We start from the raw sequence: 17,223 nt of genomic DNA on the forward strand, positions 1-17,223 counted from the left end.
ACGCACTCTTGGCGAGAATCCAGCGCTGGCGCAACAGGGCTTTGCGCACTGCGCAACACTAGGTGCTACGCTGCAGCAAATTTTCGCAAAAGTCGATAAAGGCATTCACCCGCCGCGAACCACGATGGTTGGGCAGGTACAGGGCGTTGATGCTGTCATTGGCCGCGCCAGGGCTGGCCTGCCAATCGGGGAACAGCCGCTGCAGGCGCCCGGCCGCCACATCCTCTTGCACCAGCCAGTCGGCCAACAGCGCGATACCGCTGCCCGCCAGTGCGGTTTCGCGCAACATGTCGGCATTGGCACTGCGCAACGGCCCGCTCACGTCCAGTTCCAGACTGTCCTGCCCACGGGCCAGGCGCCAGGGGCGCCCTTTCTGCCCGTAGCGAAAGCGCAGGCAGGCGTGCTCGATCAGCTGCCGCGGATGCTCCAGCGGTTCACGCCCGGCCAGGTAGCCCGGGCTGGCCACCAGCCAACGCTGGAAGCGACCCAGCTGGCGGCATACCAGCTCGTCATTGGGCGAGGGGTCGCCCAGGCGGATCGACAGGTCATAGCGCCCGTCAAGCAGGTCATCCAGGCGGTCGCTGAGGTCGATGTCCAGCTCCAGAGCCGGATGTATCGCCAAAAACGGCCCCAGGTGCGGGGCGATGACCCGCCTGCCGAACTCCACCGGCAAGCACAGGCGCAGCACACCAACAGGCTCCTCGCCCCGATCGGCGACACTGGCATCGGCTTCGTCCAGGGCCTCGAAAATACCCCGCGCGCGCTCGTAATAACGGGCGCCGGCCTCGGTCAGGCTGACCTGGCGGGTGGAGCGGTTGAGCAAGGTGGCACCCAACGCCGCTTCCAGGGCATCGACCAGGCGCGTCACCGACGATGTCGCCAGCCCGAGCCGGCGTGCGGCGGCAGAAAAGCCCTGGGCATCGACGGTGGCCACGAACATCTTCATCGCCAGGAGTTTGTCCATTAGTTGCCCGTCTTCCAAATCCCGGAAAGTTCTTACAAACAGCCGGGCCGGTCAAGAAGCGCGGCGCACGGCAATTGCGTCCATAGTGGAACCAACCCCTTCCAAACGAGGTTTTCCATGATCCCGACCAACCTGCTGACTGCCCTGCCCCCTTGCGACCCCGCCAGCACCGAACGGGTCGACCAACTGCTCAGCCGCCCGGGCGTGCGTGTTGAACGTATCGTCTCCAGTGGCCAGGCCAGCCCGCCCGGTTTCTGGTACGACCAGGCCGAAGGTGAATGGATCGTGCTGCTCAGTGGCGCCGCCGGCCTGCGCTTCGAACACGAGAGCCACACCCGCCTGCTGGCACCGGGCGATTGCCTGGACATCCCACCGCATCATCGCCACCGCGTGGAATGGACCGCACCCGGCACTGCCACCGTCTGGCTCGCGGTGTTCTACAGCAGCGGCACTCCCTGGCCGGCGTGATTCCGGCAATCGAAAATCGAACGTGGGTTACCCAGCCGACATGAACATCCTGTTTAGTGTAATTTTAACTGCATTTTCTAGACTTTTAGCCACATCTTGCAGAGTTCAACCCTGCGACAATCCGCCCCACAAAATTATGTACCAACTTGTTAATTAGCAAGCTAAGCGATTACACTGCGCGCATTCCACCTGCTGAGATCCCTGGCATGAAAGAAACACCGCGCGCCTCTGGCGCCACAAACATCATCCTGGTCGGCCTGGGCGTGATCATCGCCCTGCTCGGCCTCCTCCTGGCTGCGGGCGGCGTCAAGCTGGCCGGCCTGGGCGGTTCCTGGTACTTCCTGGTCGGCGGCCTGGCCATGGCCATTGCCGGCGTCCTCATCGCTCGCCGCAAACCGGCTGGCGCCTGGCTGTACGCGGCGTTCCTGGTCGGCACTGCCATCTGGGCGCTGGTCGACGCTGGCCTGGTGTTCTGGCCGCTGTTCTCGCGCCTGTTCATGTTCGGCGCAATCGGCTTGGTGGTGGCGCTGGTCTACCCGCTGCTGGCCCGTGCCAATGGTGCCAGCGTCGGCCGCGGTGCCTATGGCATTGCCGGGGTGATGGCCGTGCTGCTGGCGATCGCCGCCGGCAACATGTTCGTCGCCCACCCAAGCGTCGCCCCCACCGGCAAAGGCCCGGGCATGACCCCGGTAGAGGCCGACAAGGCGCAGAAGGACTGGGCCCATTATGGCAACACCGAAGGTGGCAGCCGCTTCGCTGCGCTGGACCAGATCAACCGCGACAACGTCAACAAGCTGAAGGTAGCCTGGACCTACCACACCGGTGACGTGGCGCTCAGCGACGGCAACGGTGCCGAAGACCAGCTGACCCCGCTGCAGGTCGGCAACAAGGTGTTCATCTGCACCCCGCACAACAACCTGATCGCCCTCGATGCCGACACCGGCAAGGAGCTGTGGAAGAACGCGATCAACGCTCAGTCCAAGGTCTGGCAGCGTTGCCGTGGCATGGCCTACTTCGACGCCACTGCCGCCATCGCCCAGCCCACCCAGCCGAACAGCTCGCCAATCACTGTCGCCAGCGTACCGGCCGGTGCCAACTGCCAGCGTCGCCTGCTGACCAATACCATCGATGGCCGCCTGATTGCCGTCGACGCCGACACCGGCGAGTTCTGCCAGGGCTTCGGCAACAATGGCCAGGTTGACCTCAAGGCCGGCCTGGGCGATGTGCCGGACTCCTACTACCAGCTTTCCTCGGCCCCACTGATGGCCGGTACCACCGTGGTGGTCGGCGGCCGCGTCGCCGACAACGTTCAGACCGACATGCCAGGCGGCGTGATCCGTGGTTTCGACGTGATCTCGGGTGAAATGCGCTGGGCCTTCGACCCCGGCAACCCGGAAGATCGCCAGGCGCCGCAGGGCGACAGCACCTACGTGCGCAGCACCCCCAACAGCTGGGCCCCGATGTCCTACGACCCGGCGATGAATACCGTGTTCCTGCCGATGGGCTCGTCGTCCACCGACATCTACGGTGTCGAACGCAGCAAGCTGGACCATACCTATGGCGCTTCGGTACTGGCCCTGGACGCCACCACCGGCAACCAGAAGTGGGTGTTCCAGACCGTGCACAACGACCTTTGGGACTTCGACCTGCCGATGCAGCCGAGCCTGATCGATTTCACCAAGGACGACGGCCAGTCGGTACCTGCAGTGGTAATCGGCACCAAGGCCGGGCAGATCTACGTGCTCGACCGCGCCACCGGCAAGCCGCTGACCCAGGTCGACGAAGTACCTGTCAAGCCAAGCAACATCCCCAACGAGCCGTACTCGCCCACCCAGCCGAAGTCGGTGGGCATGCCGCAGATCGGCGCGCAGACCCTGACCGAATCGGACATGTGGGGCGCAACCCCGTACGACCAGCTGCTGTGCCGCATCGACTTCAAGAAAATGCGCTACGACGGCCTGTACACCGCGCCGGGCACCGACCTGTCGCTGAGCTTCCCGGGTTCGTTGGGTGGCATGAACTGGGGCAGCATTTCCACCGACCCGGTACATGGTTTCATCTTCGTCAACGACATGCGCCTGGGCCTGTGGATCCAGATGATCCCGTCGCAAAACAAGGGCGGTGCCGCTTCCGGTGGCGAAGCATTGAACACCGGCATGGGCGCAGTACCGCTCAAGGGCACCCCGTATGCGGTGAACAAGAACCGCTTCCTGTCGGTGGCCGGCATTCCGTGCCAGGCGCCCCCCTTCGGCACCCTGACCGCCATCGACATGAAGACTCGCCAGGTGGCGTGGCAGGTACCGGTGGGTACCGTCGAGGACACAGGCCCGCTCGGCATCCGCATGCACCTGCCGATCAAGATCGGCCTGCCGACCCTCGGCGGCACCCTGTCGACCCAGGGTGGCCTGGTGTTCATCGCCGGCACCCAGGACTTCTACCTGCGCGCCTACGACAGCAGCAACGGCAAGGAAATCTGGAAAGCTCGCCTGCCAGTGGGCAGCCAGGGCGGCCCGATGACCTACGTCTCGCCGAAAACCGGCAAGCAGTACGTGGTGGTCACGGCTGGCGGCGCGCGCCAGTCGACTGACCGTGGCGACTACGTGATTTCTTACGCCTTGCCGTAACACCGCGTCGCCCCCTTCGCGGGTAAACCCGCTCCCACAGGAACTGCACGGTTTGCAAGGGCAGTGAAAATCCTGTGGGAGCGGGTTCACCCGCGAAGAGGCCTTAGAAGACAACCCGAGATTCAGCAATGCCATCCGCAATTCGCATCACCCCCACCCTGTTGCTGGCCCTCGCCAGCAGCACCGCCCTGGCCGACGGCGACCTGATGACCCGCAGCACCCTTACCGGTGACTGGGGCGGCCTGCGTCACCAGCTGGAAGAAGACGGCGTCAGGTTCACCGGCGACTACAGCGGCGAAACCGCCTACAACGCCCACGGTGGCCTGCACCGCTCGGCGCGCTACTCGCAAAACCTGAAACTGGGCGTGCAGTTCGACCTGTCGAAACTGCATGGCCTGGACAACGGCGGCAAGGTCCAGCTGACCATCAACGACCGCCGCGGCAACAGCGCCTCGGAAGACCTGGTGGGCAACCGCCTGCCGATCCAGGAAAACTTTGGCGGCCTGTACACCCGCCTGACGGAGCTGAGCTACGAGCGCACCCTGTTCACCCCGGCACTCAACGTCAAGCTCGGCTACATGGCCATGGGCAACGACCTCGGTGGCCTGGACAGTGGCATCCTGTGCAACTTCATGAACGCCGGCTTCTGCGGTCACCCGCTGAACATGTCTGGTGGCAGTGGCTGGACCAATTACCCCAATGCCCACCTGGGCGTGCGGGTGAAGTATGACCTGTCACCGTCCTGGCAACTGCGTGTGGCGGCGTTCAACGTCGATCCGGATAGCAACGGCAACTCCAGCCGCGCCTGGCACCTGGGCCCCAAGCACACCACCGGCACCGTGGTACCGGTAGAGCTGGTCTACAAGCTGCAGGGCGAGCTGCCTGGCGAGTATAAACTGGGCTACTACTACGACAGCTCCGATGTGAAGCGCATCGGCAGCGACGAGGAAGTGTCCGGCCGTGGCGGCCACTATCTGCTGGTCGACCAGGCCGTGTGGAACGACCAGGGTTCGCCGGGGCGCAGCCTGCACGCCTTCGGCCAGTACTCGGCGTCGAGCAAGGCCGCCTCGCCGTTCACCAAGTGGTATGGCGCCGGCGTGGTGCTGTACAAGCCGTTCGCAGGTCGCCCGAAGGATACCGTGGCGCTGGGCTATGGCCGTGCCGTGCCCAACCCGCGTAGCCGCGACGTGCTGGAAGATGCCGCGTTCGATGCCGGGCAGCAGTTCCCCGATATCGACAGCGCCGAGCAGCTGGTCGAGCTGAGCTATGGCTACCAGGCCACACCGTGGCTGAACCTGCGCCCGGATGTGCAGTACATCATCGAGCCGGGCGCGTTCTCCGGGAAGGACATCGACAACGCGCTGGTGGTTGGCCTGCAGGTCAAGGCTACCTTCTGAATACCCGGGGCCGCGCTGCGGCCCATTCGCGGGTGAACCCGCTCCCACAGGTACTGCACAGCCCTTGAGACTGACGAGATCCTGTGGGAGCGGGTTTACCCGCGAAGAGGCCAGCGCAATCAACCCTGCCTGAGGTAATCCACCAGCCTCAGCAACATGGCATCACACCCCCGCAACTGCTCGACACTGACGAACTCATCCGGCTTGTGCCCCTGGTCCATGCTCCCAGGCCCGCACACCACAGTCGGGATGCCCGCCTGGTCGAACAGCCCTCCTTCGGTACCAAACGCCACCGTACCGAACTCATCCGAACCACTGAGCAACGCCACCAGGCCAGCCGCCTCGCTATCCGCTGGGGTGGCCAGCCCCGGATACGCACTCAACGGCTGCAGGCGAATGGCGCTGGCCGCATTGACCTTGCGCATGCGCGGCAGCAATTCGGCCTCGGCATAGGTCTGCAACTGATCGGCCACTGCCTGCGCCTCGAACCCCGGCAAGGCCCGCACTTCGAAATCGAATTCGCATTCCGCCGGCACGATGTTCAGCGCACTGCCCCCCTTGATCACACCGGTCTGCACAGTGGAGAACGGTGGGTCGAAGCGCGCGTCGTGATGCTCCGGCAACGCCAGGGCATCACCGATATCACCCAGCTTGCCGATCAGCTTCGCCGCATACTCGATGGCATTCACCCCATACGGCGCGTACGCCGAGTGGCAGGCCGCGCCATGCACCTGGCAACGCATCGCCAGCTTGCCCTTGTGCCCCAGCACCGGCTTGAGTTCGGTAGGTTCCCCAATCAGGCACAGCCGTGGCTTGTGTGCACGCTGCTCCAGCGCGGCCAGCATCGAGCGCACCCCCAGGCAGCCGACTTCCTCGTCATAGGAGAACGCCAGGTGCACCGGCATGCGCAACGGCTGGACGAGGAACGCGGGCACAGTCGCCAGCACCGATGCGATGAAGCCCTTCATGTCAGCCGTGCCACGGCCATACAGGCGCCCGTCGCGTTCACTCAGGGCAAACGGCTCGACTGTCCAGGCCTGGCCGTCCACCGGCACCACATCGGTATGCCCGGACAGCACCACGCCGCCAACGCCCTGCGGGCCGATGGTGGCGAACAGGTTGGCCTTGGTGCCTTCCGGGTTATGGAACAGTTCGCTTTCCACCCCCAGCTCGGCCAGGTAGTCGCGGATGAAGCTGATCAGTTCGAGGTTGGAATCCCGGCTGACCGTGGCAAAGCCGATCAGCCTGGCCAGCAGCGCGCGACTGGCAGATTCACTCATCGCCCGGCACCCCGTAGCTTGGCGCGGCAGTCGGGTTGAGGGCGCGGGTAACGTAATCCTGCATCTGCGGCCGATACGCCTGCCACAGGCCGTCGAGTACAGCGATCGGGTCAGCCTCGGCCCAGTCCACACGCAGGTCCACTAGCGGCCAGGTCAGCTCGCCGGCGATCTTCAACGCCGCCGAATGCACCGGCCCGGCCTCGCCGCCTGCGGCCATCGCCGCGTGCATGGCGGCCAGCAGGCGGTCGGCCAGATGCCCGCCGGCTTGCTCAAAGGCCTGCACCATCGCCTCGATCACCTGGGTCGAAGCCAACAGGTTGCCTGCCGCCGCGCATTGCTCACCGGCGAGGGCGCAGTGCGTGCCCAAGGCTTCCTTGCCGGTGAACAGCGCCACCTGGCCACGGCTGTCGATCACCGTGACCTGGCGGTACTCGTTCCAGCCATTGGCGCTCAGCACCCGGTCCAGCGCAGCGGCAGGCGGCAACTGGCCCTGTTCCAGGGCATCGAGAATCTGCGGGCCCAGTGCAGGCAGAGTGATGTTCTGGGTGGCGACCGCGCCCACACCGGCCCGCACCCACGGGCAGCGGGCGCCCACGGCGATGCTCGAAGAGCTGATGGCGATACCGACCTGGCCGGTTTCCTGGCAACGACCGATGATGGAAAAAGTCATGTCATGGTTCCTGTTGTGCTGTGCGATACACGGCATTCTGGGATGACCTTGCGGCAGGCGAAACGACCTTTTTCCGAGGGTTTGCAGAGGAAAAAACTATGACCACGAAACGTTCGGAAAAAAACCCGGAAAAGCTGCTGTGGGAACCGCTGCAGGCGGCAGGAATCAAGGCCTTCGCCGTTTTATCGGCAAGCCCCAGCTAAATACTATTTTCGCCATTTCCACGGCATCCCTAGTCTGGCCCCAGGCAACGGCGGTCCTCCAAACCGACCTGACAAAAACCGCCTGAACAAGGGCTCGGACATGACACTGAACAACCTCGAAATCGACACCCTCGTCGTCGGCGCCGGCCAGGCCGGCGTGGCCATGAGCGAACACCTGAGCAAGCTTGGCGTGCCGCACCTGGTGCTGGAGCGCAAGCGTATCGCCGAGGCCTGGCGCACCGGCCGCTGGGACTCGCTGGTGGCCAACGGCCCGGCCTGGCACGACCGCTTCCCGGGGCTGGAATTCGACCTCGACGCCGACGCCTTCGCCGGCAAGGACCAGGTGGCCGACTACTTCGAGCAGTACGTACGCAAGTACAACCTGCCCGTACGCACCGGCATCGAAGTGAAGAAAGTGCTGCGCAACAGCGACCGCCCCGGTTTCACCATCGAAACCAATGAAGGCGTGATTCGCGCCAACCGCGTGGTCGCCGCCACCGGCCCGTTCCAGAAGCCGGTGATCCCGGCCATCGCGCCGAAAGACAGCAACCTGCACCAGATCCACTCTGCCGCCTATTACAACCCCGAGCAGTTGCCAGAAGGCGCTGTACTGGTGGTCGGTGCCGGCTCCTCCGGGGTGCAGATCGCCGAAGAACTGATGCGTGCCGGGCGCCAGGTGTACCTCTCGGTCGGCGCCCACGATCGCCCGCCTCGCGCTTACCGCAACCGCGACTTCTGCTGGTGGCTGGGCGTGCTGGGTGAGTGGGATGCGGAAATCGCCAAGCCTGGCCGCGAGCACGTGACCATTGCCGTCAGTGGCGCCCGTGGCGGCCACACCGTGGACTTCCGCGCCCTCGCCCACCAGGGCATGACCCTGGTCGGCCTGACCCAGTCGTTCGAGAACGGCGTGGCGCGCTTCCAGGACAACTTGGTCGAGAACATCAACCGCGGCGATGACAACTACCTGGCCCTGCTGGATGCCGCCGATGCCTACATCGAACGCAACGGCCTGGACCTGCCGGAAGAGCCCGAAGCCCGCAAGCGCCTGGCCGACCCTGAGTGCATGCGCAACCCGCTACAGCAACTGGACCTGGCCAAGACCGGCGTCACCAGCATCATCTGGGCTACCGGTTACGGTGTCGACTTCAGCTGGCTGCAGGTAGACACCTTCGACGCCAACGGCAAGCCCCAGCACCAACGCGGTGTAGCCCGCGAGCCGGGTGTGTACTTCCTTGGCCTGCCGTGGCTGTCGCGCCGTGGCTCGTCGTTCATCTGGGGCGTGTGGCACGACGCCAAGCACGTCGCCGGCCATATCGCCACGCAACGCACCTATACCGCCTACCGCGACCGCGAACAACGCGCAGCGGATGAGCAGCAGCAACCCAAGATCAGCAACGTCAGCACCCTCGGAGCCCACTGATGCCTACCCATACTCGCATCCGCATGTTCAACACCAAGGTCACCTACCCTAACCAGACCCTGGACAACGACCTGTGCCAGGCGGTGCGCGCCGGCAACACCATCTACGTGCGCGGCCAGGTCGGTACTGACTTCGAAGGCAACCTGGTGGGCCTGGGTGACCCACGGGCGCAGGCCGAGCAGGCGATGAAGAACGTCAAGCAACTGCTCGAAGAGGCCGGCTCGGACCTGTCGCACATCGTCAAGACCACCACCTACATCACCGACCCGCGTTTCCGCGAGCCGGTGTACAAGGAGGTAGGCAAGTGGCTCAAGGGGGTGTTCCCGATTTCCACCGGGCTGGTGGTGGCCGGGTTGGCCCAGGCCGAGTGGCTGATGGAAATCGACGTGATCGCCGTGGTGCCAGATTCGGTCTGATCGATCGGTTCAACCTGTAGGAGCGGCCTTGTGTCGCGAAAGGGCCGCAACGCGGCCCAGGATTGATGCGCAACACTTGAAATTGCTGGGGCTGCTTTGCAGCCCTTTCGCGACACAAGGCCGCTCCTACAGGGAACGCGCCCACTTTTGAAATGGGCTAGAAACCCACTGTCGCCGACAGCAGGTAGGTACGCGGCGTAGACAGCGTCAGCCCCGGCTCGCTGTCATCCGAAGCTCCGGCCGAGCTCCAGTAGCGGTCGTCCAGCACATTCTCGACACTGGCACGCAAGGTAACCTGGGTGGCATCCACTTTGAACGCATAACGCGCCCCCACATCGTAACGCTCCCAACCGTCGATCTGCTTGCTGTTGTTCTGGTCCAGGTACTGCGAGCTCGAGTGGATGCCTCGCGCCGTCAGGGTCAGGCCGTTCACTCCAGGCACGTCCCATTCCGCGCCGAGGTTGACGTTGTACTCGGGCGTGGCCGGCGCGCGGTTGCCATCGTAGGCACCACCGATGGTGTCGGTCAGTTCACTGTCGATGTACATCACCCCGCCCAGCACGCGCACGCCTTGCACGGGTTCGCCGAACACGCTCAGTTCGATACCGCGGTTGTCGCGCTTGCCATTGGGGCCGAACACCCGCGATGTGGGGTTGGTTTCGTAGGCGGGCTGGCGGATGCGGAAGGCACTGGCGGTAAAGGCGACCTGGCCCAGGTCGTACTTGGCCCCCACCTCGACCTGGCGGCTGGTGAACGGCGGGAAGATCTGGTCTTCGTTGACCGATGTCGACGGCGCAATCTTGCCCTGGCTCAGGCCCTCCATGTAGTTGGCATACAACGACAGCTGGTCGCTGACCTTGAGCAGCACGCCGCCCGAAGGCGACACCTTCTCTTCATCGTAGGCGGTATCACCCTTGATACCGTCGCTCCAGTCATCCACCTGCACCCGCTGCCAGCGCGCGCCCAGGGTCAGCAGCAGGCGGTCGTCGAAGAAGCCCAGGGTGTCGGCCAGGGCCACGCCGGAAAAGCGGTTTTCCGTGTACACCTCAGGGTCGATGCGGGTTGGCGTGCCCGGTGTCGGCGTGGCCACCGGGTGGTAGAGGTTACTGGGCGCCGAGGCATAGCGGGCGCCGCCGTTGGTGAAGTCCATGTAGAAGTAGGTGGCGGCCAGGTTAAGCTCGTGGCTGACCGGCCCGGTATGGAACCAGTTGCGCACGCCGGCCATGGCGGTACGCACGGTTTCATCCCGGGTGAAGTCGCGCGGCTGCACGGTGAAGTCGCCGGCATCGTTGCTGATGGACACGTTGTGGCGCAGGAAGTCATGGTTGCTCTTGCGCGCACCGACCGCGCCATAGGCCAGCAGCGACTCGCTGATATCGTACTCGGCATGCAGCGCGCCGAAGGTGTCGTTGGTGCGCGCCTTGCTCCAGGCCTGGGCGTAGTTGTGGCGCACGTCGCTGGCATCCGGCACCTTGGCATTGGCACCAACCAGCACCCGCTCCTGCGGTGCATCGGTGTCGCGCTCGGTATGGCCCAGGTCTGCCGAAAGCCGCAGGCGCTCGCCACGAAAATCCAGGCCCAGCACCGCCATTTCGCGCTCGACACGCTGGTGATCCCATTCGGTGTCGCCCGCCTGTTTCACGCCGTTGAAGCGCACGCCGAACTGCTGGCCTTCGCCAAAGCGCCGGCCAACGTCCACCGCGCCGCCTGCCTGGCCAGCAGAGGCATAGCTACCGGTAAACTCGGTTAGCGGCTGGTCACCGGCCCGCTTGGGCTGCACATTGATGCCGCCGCCGACACTGCCTCGCGGCGAGATGCCGTTGATCAACTGGCTGGGGCCTTTGATGATGTCGACCCGGTCGGCCATTTCCATGTCGATCGAGTAGGTCGGCAGGATGCCGTACAGGCCGTTGTAGGCCACATCGCTGTTGAACAGGCTGAAGCCGCGAATGGTGAACTGCTCGAAGCGCCCACCCGCCGGGTTGGTGGCGCGCACCGAGGGGTCGCTGGCGATCAGTTCGCCCAAGGTCCGCGCCTGCTGGTTCTTCACCAGTTCGCTGGTGTAGCTGGTGATGCTGAACGGGGTTTCCATGAAGTCGCGCGTGCCGAGCAGGCCCTGTGAACCCTGACGGGCCACTTGGCCACCGGCATAGGGTTGCGTTTCGTTGCCTGCGGCCAGGCCACCGACGATGCTGGTCGGGGCGATTTCAAGCGCACCACCCGCCTGGGGTGCCGGCATCAATGTGAAAGCGCCCTCGCCCACCGGCAGCAGCTGCAGGCCGCTGCCGCGCAACAGCTGGGTGAAGCCTTCGTCGACGCTGTAGCTGCCGGACAGGCCATTGCTCTGCCGGCCGTTGACCAGCGCCGGGTCCAGCGACAGGCTGACCCCGGCCTGGTCGGCAAACTGGGTAAGTGCCGCACCAAGGTTTGCAGGCGACACCTGATAGCTGCGCCGGGCGGGTTCTTCGGCCCAGGCCGGTGCACACAACAACAGGCTCATGGCGAACAACGGATGTGCCGCACGCGCCAGTGGGCGCAGGCGGCTGGACATGACAACAGGCATTGAACAAGGCTCCCCTTTATTTGCTCCTACCGGTAATGACCGGTGAGCGAAAAAAAGGGGACAGCCTCATGCGCGATTTTCCCGCGCGGCCAGGCTCACCCAGTAACGCGTGCGCGTGTGCACCTGCAACGGCAGGCTGGCGGCGAGCAAGGCCAGCACCCGGTCGGTGTCGTCGAGGCGGAACGTACCGGTCACGCGCAGGGCCTCCAGTTCGGGCGCCCAGCGCAGCACGCCGGGGCGGTACCTGCGCAGCTCGTGCAGCAGCTCGCCCAAGGGGCGGTCCTCCAGGCGCAGCACCCCTTCGCGCCAGCCCAGCAGCCATGCGTCCAGGCCGGTGACAGGGCCAACCCCAGCCACTTGCAGGCTGGCCTGCTGCCCGGCCTGCAGCAGCAGCGCCGGGCCTTGCCGCGGCTGCAGGTTGGCCGTGCCCTTGAGCACCGATACCCGGCAAGCCTGATCGACCAGGCGCAAGCACACCTCGCCAGCATCCAGCGCGACCTGGCCATAGGGCACCTGCAACGTCAGGCTCAGGTTGCCGGGCAACCTGACTGCCACTTCGCCACGCAGCAATGTCAGGCGACGGGCACCCAGGTCGATATCCACCGCACTGTCGCTGTTCAACTGCACGAATGTGCCATCGCTCAGCGGCACTTGTCGGCGCTCCCCGACCGCCGTATGCATGTCGGCAGTCCAGGCTTCCAACGGCAGCTCGCGGCTTGCCAGCCAGGCCGCCGGCAACAATGCCGCCACGCCCAGGGCCTGCTTGAGCAGCGCCCGGCGGCCGGCATCCGGGCGGTCCAGGGTGGCCATGGCCACTGCACCGGGTAGTGCGGAAAAGCGCTGGCGCAACAGCAGTGCCTTTTGCCAGGCGTGTTCGTGCAAGGTGCTGCTGGTACGCCATTGTTCCAGGCGCTGCAGGTCACTCGCGCTGGCAGCGCCAGAGTCCACCAGCGCCAGCCAGCGGGCGGCGGCCCGCAGTGCCTCGCGGATTTCGGGGGAATGGGTGGTCATTACAGTTCGGCCAGCAGGCAATGCTCGTAGGCCTGCGCCATGTAGCGTTTGACCGAGCGCTCGCAAACGCCCAGGCGCTTGCCGATCTCGGCATAGCCCAGGCCCTCCAGCTGGCTCCAGAGAAAGGCCTTGCGTACCGGTGCCTTGAGGCCGTCGAGCAACTCGTCGAGGGCTTGCAGGGTTTCCAGCAGCAGCCAACGCTGCTCTGGCGAGGGCACATGCTGCTCGGGCAACTGCGCCAGTGCATCGAGGTAGGCTTGTTCCAGGCTGCGCCGCTGGTGAAAGTTGCTCAGCAGGCGCTTGCCCACGGTCAGCAGGTAGGCACGCGGTTCGCGAATTTCTGCCAGCGGCTGCGCGCTGGCCAGGATACGCAGGAAGGTATCCTGGCTGAGGTCGGCGGCATCCCAGGCATTGCCCATGCGCCGCCGCAGCCAGGTTTCCAGCCAGCCGCGATGGGCCCGGTACAGGGCAGGCAGGCTATGCTCCGGTGGCGGCGCGGCATCGATCATGGGGAAGGCCCTGCGGCAGCGTAAATAAGATTAATTCTAATTTACACCGCACCGCAGAACCAAGCGGTTTGTTACCTGTCAGGCAATCGCCGCATCCACCAGCACCTGCGCTTCCTGCACCAGACGCTGCAGATGCGCCTCGTCGATGAAGCTTTCCGCGTAGATCTTGTAGATATCCTCGGTGCCCGACGGGCGCGCGGCAAACCAGCCATTGGCGGTCATCACCTTCAGCCCGCCGATCGCCTGGCCGTTGCCCGGTGCATGGCTGAGGATCTGCACGATCGGCTCACCCGCCAGCTCGGTCGACTTCACCTGCTCCGGCGCCAGCTTGCTCAGCAAAGCCTTCTGCCGGGCATCGGCCTTGGCTTCGACACGGGTGGCGAACGGCTTGCCCAGCGCCTCGGTCAGGTCGGCGTAGGCCTGGCTCGGATTGCGCCCGGTGCGGGCGGTCATCTCGGCAGCCAGCAAGGCCGGGATCAGCCCGTCCTTGTCGGTGGCCCAGACCGAGCCATCGCGGCGCAGGAACGAAGCCCCCGCACTTTCCTCGCCACCAAAGCCCAGCGTGCCGTCGAACAGGCCCTGGGCGAAGAACTTGAAGCCCACCGGTACTTCGTACAGTTCACGGCCCAGGCGCTGGGTGACGCGGTCGATCAGGCCGCTGGACACCACGGTCTTGCCGACGGCGGCATCGCTGCGCCATTGCGGGCGGTGGCGGTACAGGTAGTCGATGGCCACGGCCAGGTAGTTGTTCGGCTGCAGCAGGCCATCGGGGGTGACGATGCCATGGCGATCGTGGTCCGGGTCGCAGGCGAAGGCCACGTCAAAGCGTTCGCGCAGGCCGATCAGGCCCTGCATGGCATAGGGCGAGGAAGGGTCCATGCGGATCTGGCCGTCCCAGTCGACGGTCATGAAGCGGAAGGTCGGGTCGACCTCGGTGTTCACCACTTCCAGGTCCAGCTGGTAATGCTCGGCAATCGCCGACCAGTAGCGCACCCCTGCCCCGCCCAGCGGGTCGACGCCCAGGCGCAGCTTGGCAGCGCGGATGACGTCGAAGTCGATGACGTTTTCCAGGTCGGCCACGTAGTTGCTCACGTAGTCGTGACGCTGGGTGGTGGATGCCTGCAGCGCCTGGGCATGGTCCATGCGCTTGACGCCCGCCAGGTCAGCAGCCAGCAGTTCGTTGGCCTTGGCCTCGATCCACTTGGTCACGTCGCTGTCGGCCGGGCCGCCATTGGGCGGGTTGTACTTGAAGCCACCGCTTTGCGGCGGGTTGTGCGACGGGGTGATGACGATGCCGTCGGCCAGGCCCTGCTCGCGGCCACGGTTATGGCAGAGGATGGCATGGGAAACCGCTGGTGTTGGCGTGTATTCGTCGTCCTTGGACAGCATTACCTGCACGCCATTGGCAGCCAGCACTTCCAGGGCGCTGGCGGTAGCCGGTGCCGACAGTGCGTGGGTGTCGGCGCCGATGAACAGCGGGCCATCGATGCCCTTCTCCTGGCGATACAGGCAGATGGCCTGGGTAATGGCCAGGACGTGGTACTCGTTGAAGCTCAATTCAAGCGAAGTGCCACGGTGCCCCGAGGTGCCGAAGGCCACCCGCTGGGCCGCCACGGCAGCGTCGGGGCGGCCGGTGTAGTAGGCGGTGAGCAGTCGGGGAATATCGACCAGCACGCTGGCCGGAGCCGGCTTGCCTGCCAAAGGACTGAGCGTCATGCAGTAACCTCGAGTTCAACGGATGTTGGTGTTGGAGCGTGCAGTGTACTGAGAGTTGCAATGCCGCGCGATGGGCGGCGGCAAAGAATCAGTGAGCACACCGCATACCCTGTGGGAGCGGCTTTAGCCGCGAAGAATCCAACGCGGTGCATGGCACCGGCTGCGCCGGTGTTCGCGGCTAAAGCCGCTCCCACAGGGTACTTGCCAGCCACCGCGGTGGCTGCTTCGCGGGCTCGCCCGCTCCCACAATGGACCCGAGCATGTCCATCATCTCTGTAATGACCGGCTAGAGTGGTAGCCATACCCCCGAAAACGAGGCCCCATGGCTTTCCACCGCCTGACCCACACCCACCCGCGCCTGAGCATCGCCACTGTGGTCGGCCTGCTCGGCGCCTGGCTGATCCCCGCCAGCGACAGCGTGCAGCACATCCTCGCCGGCTGGAATCTTGGCGTATGGCTGTACCTGCTGCTGGTGCTCTACCTGACCTTGAGCGCCAATGCGGAAAAGGTACGCAAGGTCGCCCGCGTCGAAGACGAAAACGCCGGCCTGGTCCTGCTCACCGTGTGCATCGCCGCCATCGCCAGCCTCGCCGCCGTCACCCTGCAACTGGTGTCCAGCCGTGGCCTGCAAGGCACGGCGCTGGTCGTGCACTACCTCTACACCGGCCTGACCGTGGCCGGCTCCTGGCTATTAATCGGCTGCATTTTCAGCCTGCACTACGCGCGGCTGTTCTATACCGGACAAAACCACGAACCGCCGCTGCGCTTCGCCGATGGCGAACGCAACCCCGATTACTGGGACTTCCACTATTTCTCGTTCACCATCAGCGTGGCGGTACAAACCTCCGACGTGGGCGTCGCTGGGCGGGGCCTACGGCGGGTGGTGCTGGCGCATTCGCTGGTGGGGTTCGTATTCAATACGGCGATCCTGGGGTTCACTATCAATATTGCAGCAGGACTTCTCGGCTGAGACCGGAGCGTTTACCTACCCGCCCCGAACACTGATATTTCTACCAGTAGACCCTAAGAGATAACCGAACTACATTCTTGCGAGTTACAAAATCCAAGTACTCGCATAGGGCCGTCCTACCATGCGTACCCATAATTTTTTCTATATGAAAGACACGCTTTGCAACGAAACAGGTACCACATCGAAACATTACCTGCGTGCACATGGGTTGGTCTTAGGTGAAAGTGGCTCCAACCTTGCCGCATTTCAACTGCTGCAATGTGATTTAGCGACGACTGTGTTGGGCCTCTCGACGACGCCCGCGAAATATAGATATACACCTTATGGTTTTCGAGAAACGAATGCCCAAATATCCGAACTTGGCCTTGCTGGTCAGCACCTGGACAAGCTCAGCGGATGCTACCCCTTGGGCAATGGGCATCGGTTCTATTCACCTGTGCTCAAGCGTTTCATTCGAGCGGATACACTGTCGCCATTTTCTGACGGCGGAATAAACGCCTATACCTATTGCCAGAACGACCCAATCAATCACCACGATCCCAGTGGACGACTGCGTCAGTGGCTAAGACGAAACGTATCAAGGTTGAATCGCTGGCTTTCCCCCGAAACACCGCCACCCTCCAGAAGAGGCTCTTTGAACACAGATACCATGCTGGAAATAGAGCCGAATGAACTTAGGGAAGTCACCGTCGGCTTGACACAGTGGCTAGCTAGTGATGTGGCAAATCATTTGAGACCTGTGAATAACGCTCTGAGAGTAATAAAAGACCAATGGAACAGGCTACCAGAACCGGTCCAGGAAGTGGTGACAGCCGCCGCGCTGATTGCCCTTGCTCCTCCAGTAGCTACAACTGCTCTGGCCGCAATAAGAACAAGCACGTTTTTACCTGTAACACCGGTTGGTTTCGTTAGAATTCTGGTTAACGGCCCGACCGATGTTGAAAGAGCCGCTCTGGGCTTGCGTCGAGATTCACTTTAAGCCCCGTTGACTGGTAAGGCAGCGTGAACCGCT

Annotated in this window: 14 protein-coding genes; 7 read left to right on the forward strand and 7 right to left on the reverse strand. The window is 64.2% G+C overall.

The features are described 5' to 3' along the window. Positions 1 to 58: 58 nt before the first annotated feature. Positions 59 to 964 carry a LysR family transcriptional regulator gene (locus RIN61_RS00565; RefSeq protein ID WP_112252566.1) on the reverse strand — a complete coding sequence of 302 codons (906 nt, stop codon included), beginning with the start codon at positions 962 to 964 and terminating at the stop codon, positions 59 to 61. 117 nt (positions 965 to 1,081) lie between these two features. On the opposite strand from RIN61_RS00565, the gene RIN61_RS00570 reads away from it, so the two are divergent. The 3 genes from RIN61_RS00570 to RIN61_RS00580 all read left to right on the forward strand — a co-directional run bounded on the left by RIN61_RS00570 (position 1,082) and on the right by RIN61_RS00580 (position 5,453). Beyond that, a complete protein-coding gene (locus RIN61_RS00570) occupies positions 1,082 to 1,432 on the forward strand; it encodes a cupin domain-containing protein (protein ID WP_112252567.1) in 351 nt (116 codons plus the stop codon). A gap of 206 nt (positions 1,433 to 1,638) precedes the next feature. Continuing rightward, the gene (locus RIN61_RS00575) at positions 1,639 to 4,056 is read left to right on the forward strand and encodes a glucose/quinate/shikimate family membrane-bound PQQ-dependent dehydrogenase (protein WP_207878887.1); all 2,418 of its coding nucleotides are present in this window, start codon (positions 1,639 to 1,641) and stop codon (positions 4,054 to 4,056) included. A gap of 128 nt (positions 4,057 to 4,184) precedes the next feature. Further along, positions 4,185 to 5,453 (forward strand): carbohydrate porin, encoded by a 1,269-nt coding sequence (locus RIN61_RS00580; RefSeq protein WP_252378757.1) that lies wholly within the window; start codon positions 4,185 to 4,187, stop codon positions 5,451 to 5,453. Positions 5,454 to 5,572: 119 nt separating this feature from the next. Here RIN61_RS00580 and argE read toward each other — a convergent pair whose 3' ends face one another. Together argE and RIN61_RS00590 are read right to left on the reverse strand one after the other, a co-directional pair. Beyond that, positions 5,573 to 6,733 carry an acetylornithine deacetylase gene (argE, locus tag RIN61_RS00585; protein ID WP_313855253.1) on the reverse strand — a complete coding sequence of 387 codons (1,161 nt, stop codon included), beginning with the start codon at positions 6,731 to 6,733 and terminating at the stop codon, positions 5,573 to 5,575. After that, complete coding sequence (locus RIN61_RS00590) at positions 6,726 to 7,403, reverse strand: DUF1028 domain-containing protein (protein WP_207878884.1); 678 nt, start codon at positions 7,401 to 7,403, stop codon at positions 6,726 to 6,728. The genes argE and RIN61_RS00590 overlap by 8 nt, the downstream gene beginning before the upstream one ends. 303 nt (positions 7,404 to 7,706) lie before the next feature. On the opposite strand from RIN61_RS00590, the gene RIN61_RS00595 reads away from it, so the two are divergent. Both RIN61_RS00595 and RIN61_RS00600 read left to right on the forward strand, forming a co-directional pair. Next, positions 7,707 to 9,026, forward strand: coding sequence for a flavin-containing monooxygenase (locus tag RIN61_RS00595; RefSeq protein WP_313855255.1), 1,320 nt, complete (start codon positions 7,707 to 7,709; stop codon positions 9,024 to 9,026). Continuing rightward, positions 9,026 to 9,442: a RidA family protein gene (locus RIN61_RS00600; protein ID WP_025338851.1), complete on the forward strand. Its 417-nt coding sequence runs from the start codon at positions 9,026 to 9,028 to the stop codon at positions 9,440 to 9,442. Before RIN61_RS00595 ends, RIN61_RS00600 begins: the two co-directional genes overlap by 1 nt. Positions 9,443 to 9,599: 157 nt before the next feature. Here RIN61_RS00600 and RIN61_RS00605 read toward each other — a convergent pair whose 3' ends face one another. The 4 genes from RIN61_RS00605 to pgm form a co-directional block, all read right to left on the reverse strand. Continuing rightward, positions 9,600 to 12,005, reverse strand: coding sequence for a TonB-dependent siderophore receptor (locus RIN61_RS00605; RefSeq protein WP_313855257.1), 2,406 nt, complete (start codon positions 12,003 to 12,005; stop codon positions 9,600 to 9,602). A 66-nt stretch (positions 12,006 to 12,071) separates the two neighbouring features. Next, complete coding sequence (locus RIN61_RS00610; RefSeq protein ID WP_112252575.1) at positions 12,072 to 13,016, reverse strand: FecR domain-containing protein; 945 nt, start codon at positions 13,014 to 13,016, stop codon at positions 12,072 to 12,074. After that, entirely contained in the window at positions 13,016 to 13,525 is a 510-nt protein-coding gene (locus RIN61_RS00615) for a sigma-70 family RNA polymerase sigma factor (RefSeq protein WP_112252576.1), read from the reverse strand. Before RIN61_RS00615 ends, RIN61_RS00610 begins: the two co-directional genes overlap by 1 nt. Before the next feature lie 78 nt (positions 13,526 to 13,603). Beyond that, positions 13,604 to 15,241, reverse strand: coding sequence for a phosphoglucomutase (alpha-D-glucose-1,6-bisphosphate-dependent) (gene pgm / locus RIN61_RS00620; RefSeq protein ID WP_013972972.1), 1,638 nt, complete (start codon positions 15,239 to 15,241; stop codon positions 13,604 to 13,606). Positions 15,242 to 15,563: 322 nt separating this feature from the next. On the opposite strand from pgm, the gene RIN61_RS00625 reads away from it, so the two are divergent. Further along, positions 15,564 to 16,211: a DUF1345 domain-containing protein gene (locus tag RIN61_RS00625; protein WP_013972973.1), complete on the forward strand. Its 648-nt coding sequence runs from the start codon at positions 15,564 to 15,566 to the stop codon at positions 16,209 to 16,211. A gap of 121 nt (positions 16,212 to 16,332) precedes the next feature. Beyond that, positions 16,333 to 17,190: an RHS repeat-associated core domain-containing protein gene (locus RIN61_RS00630; RefSeq protein ID WP_243432390.1), complete on the forward strand. Its 858-nt coding sequence runs from the start codon at positions 16,333 to 16,335 to the stop codon at positions 17,188 to 17,190. The last annotated feature ends 33 nt before the right edge of the window (positions 17,191 to 17,223 follow it).

It is taken from the genome of Pseudomonas inefficax, assembly GCF_032164165.1.
In the GTDB taxonomy this organism is placed as follows: domain Bacteria; phylum Pseudomonadota; class Gammaproteobacteria; order Pseudomonadales; family Pseudomonadaceae; genus Aquipseudomonas; species Aquipseudomonas inefficax.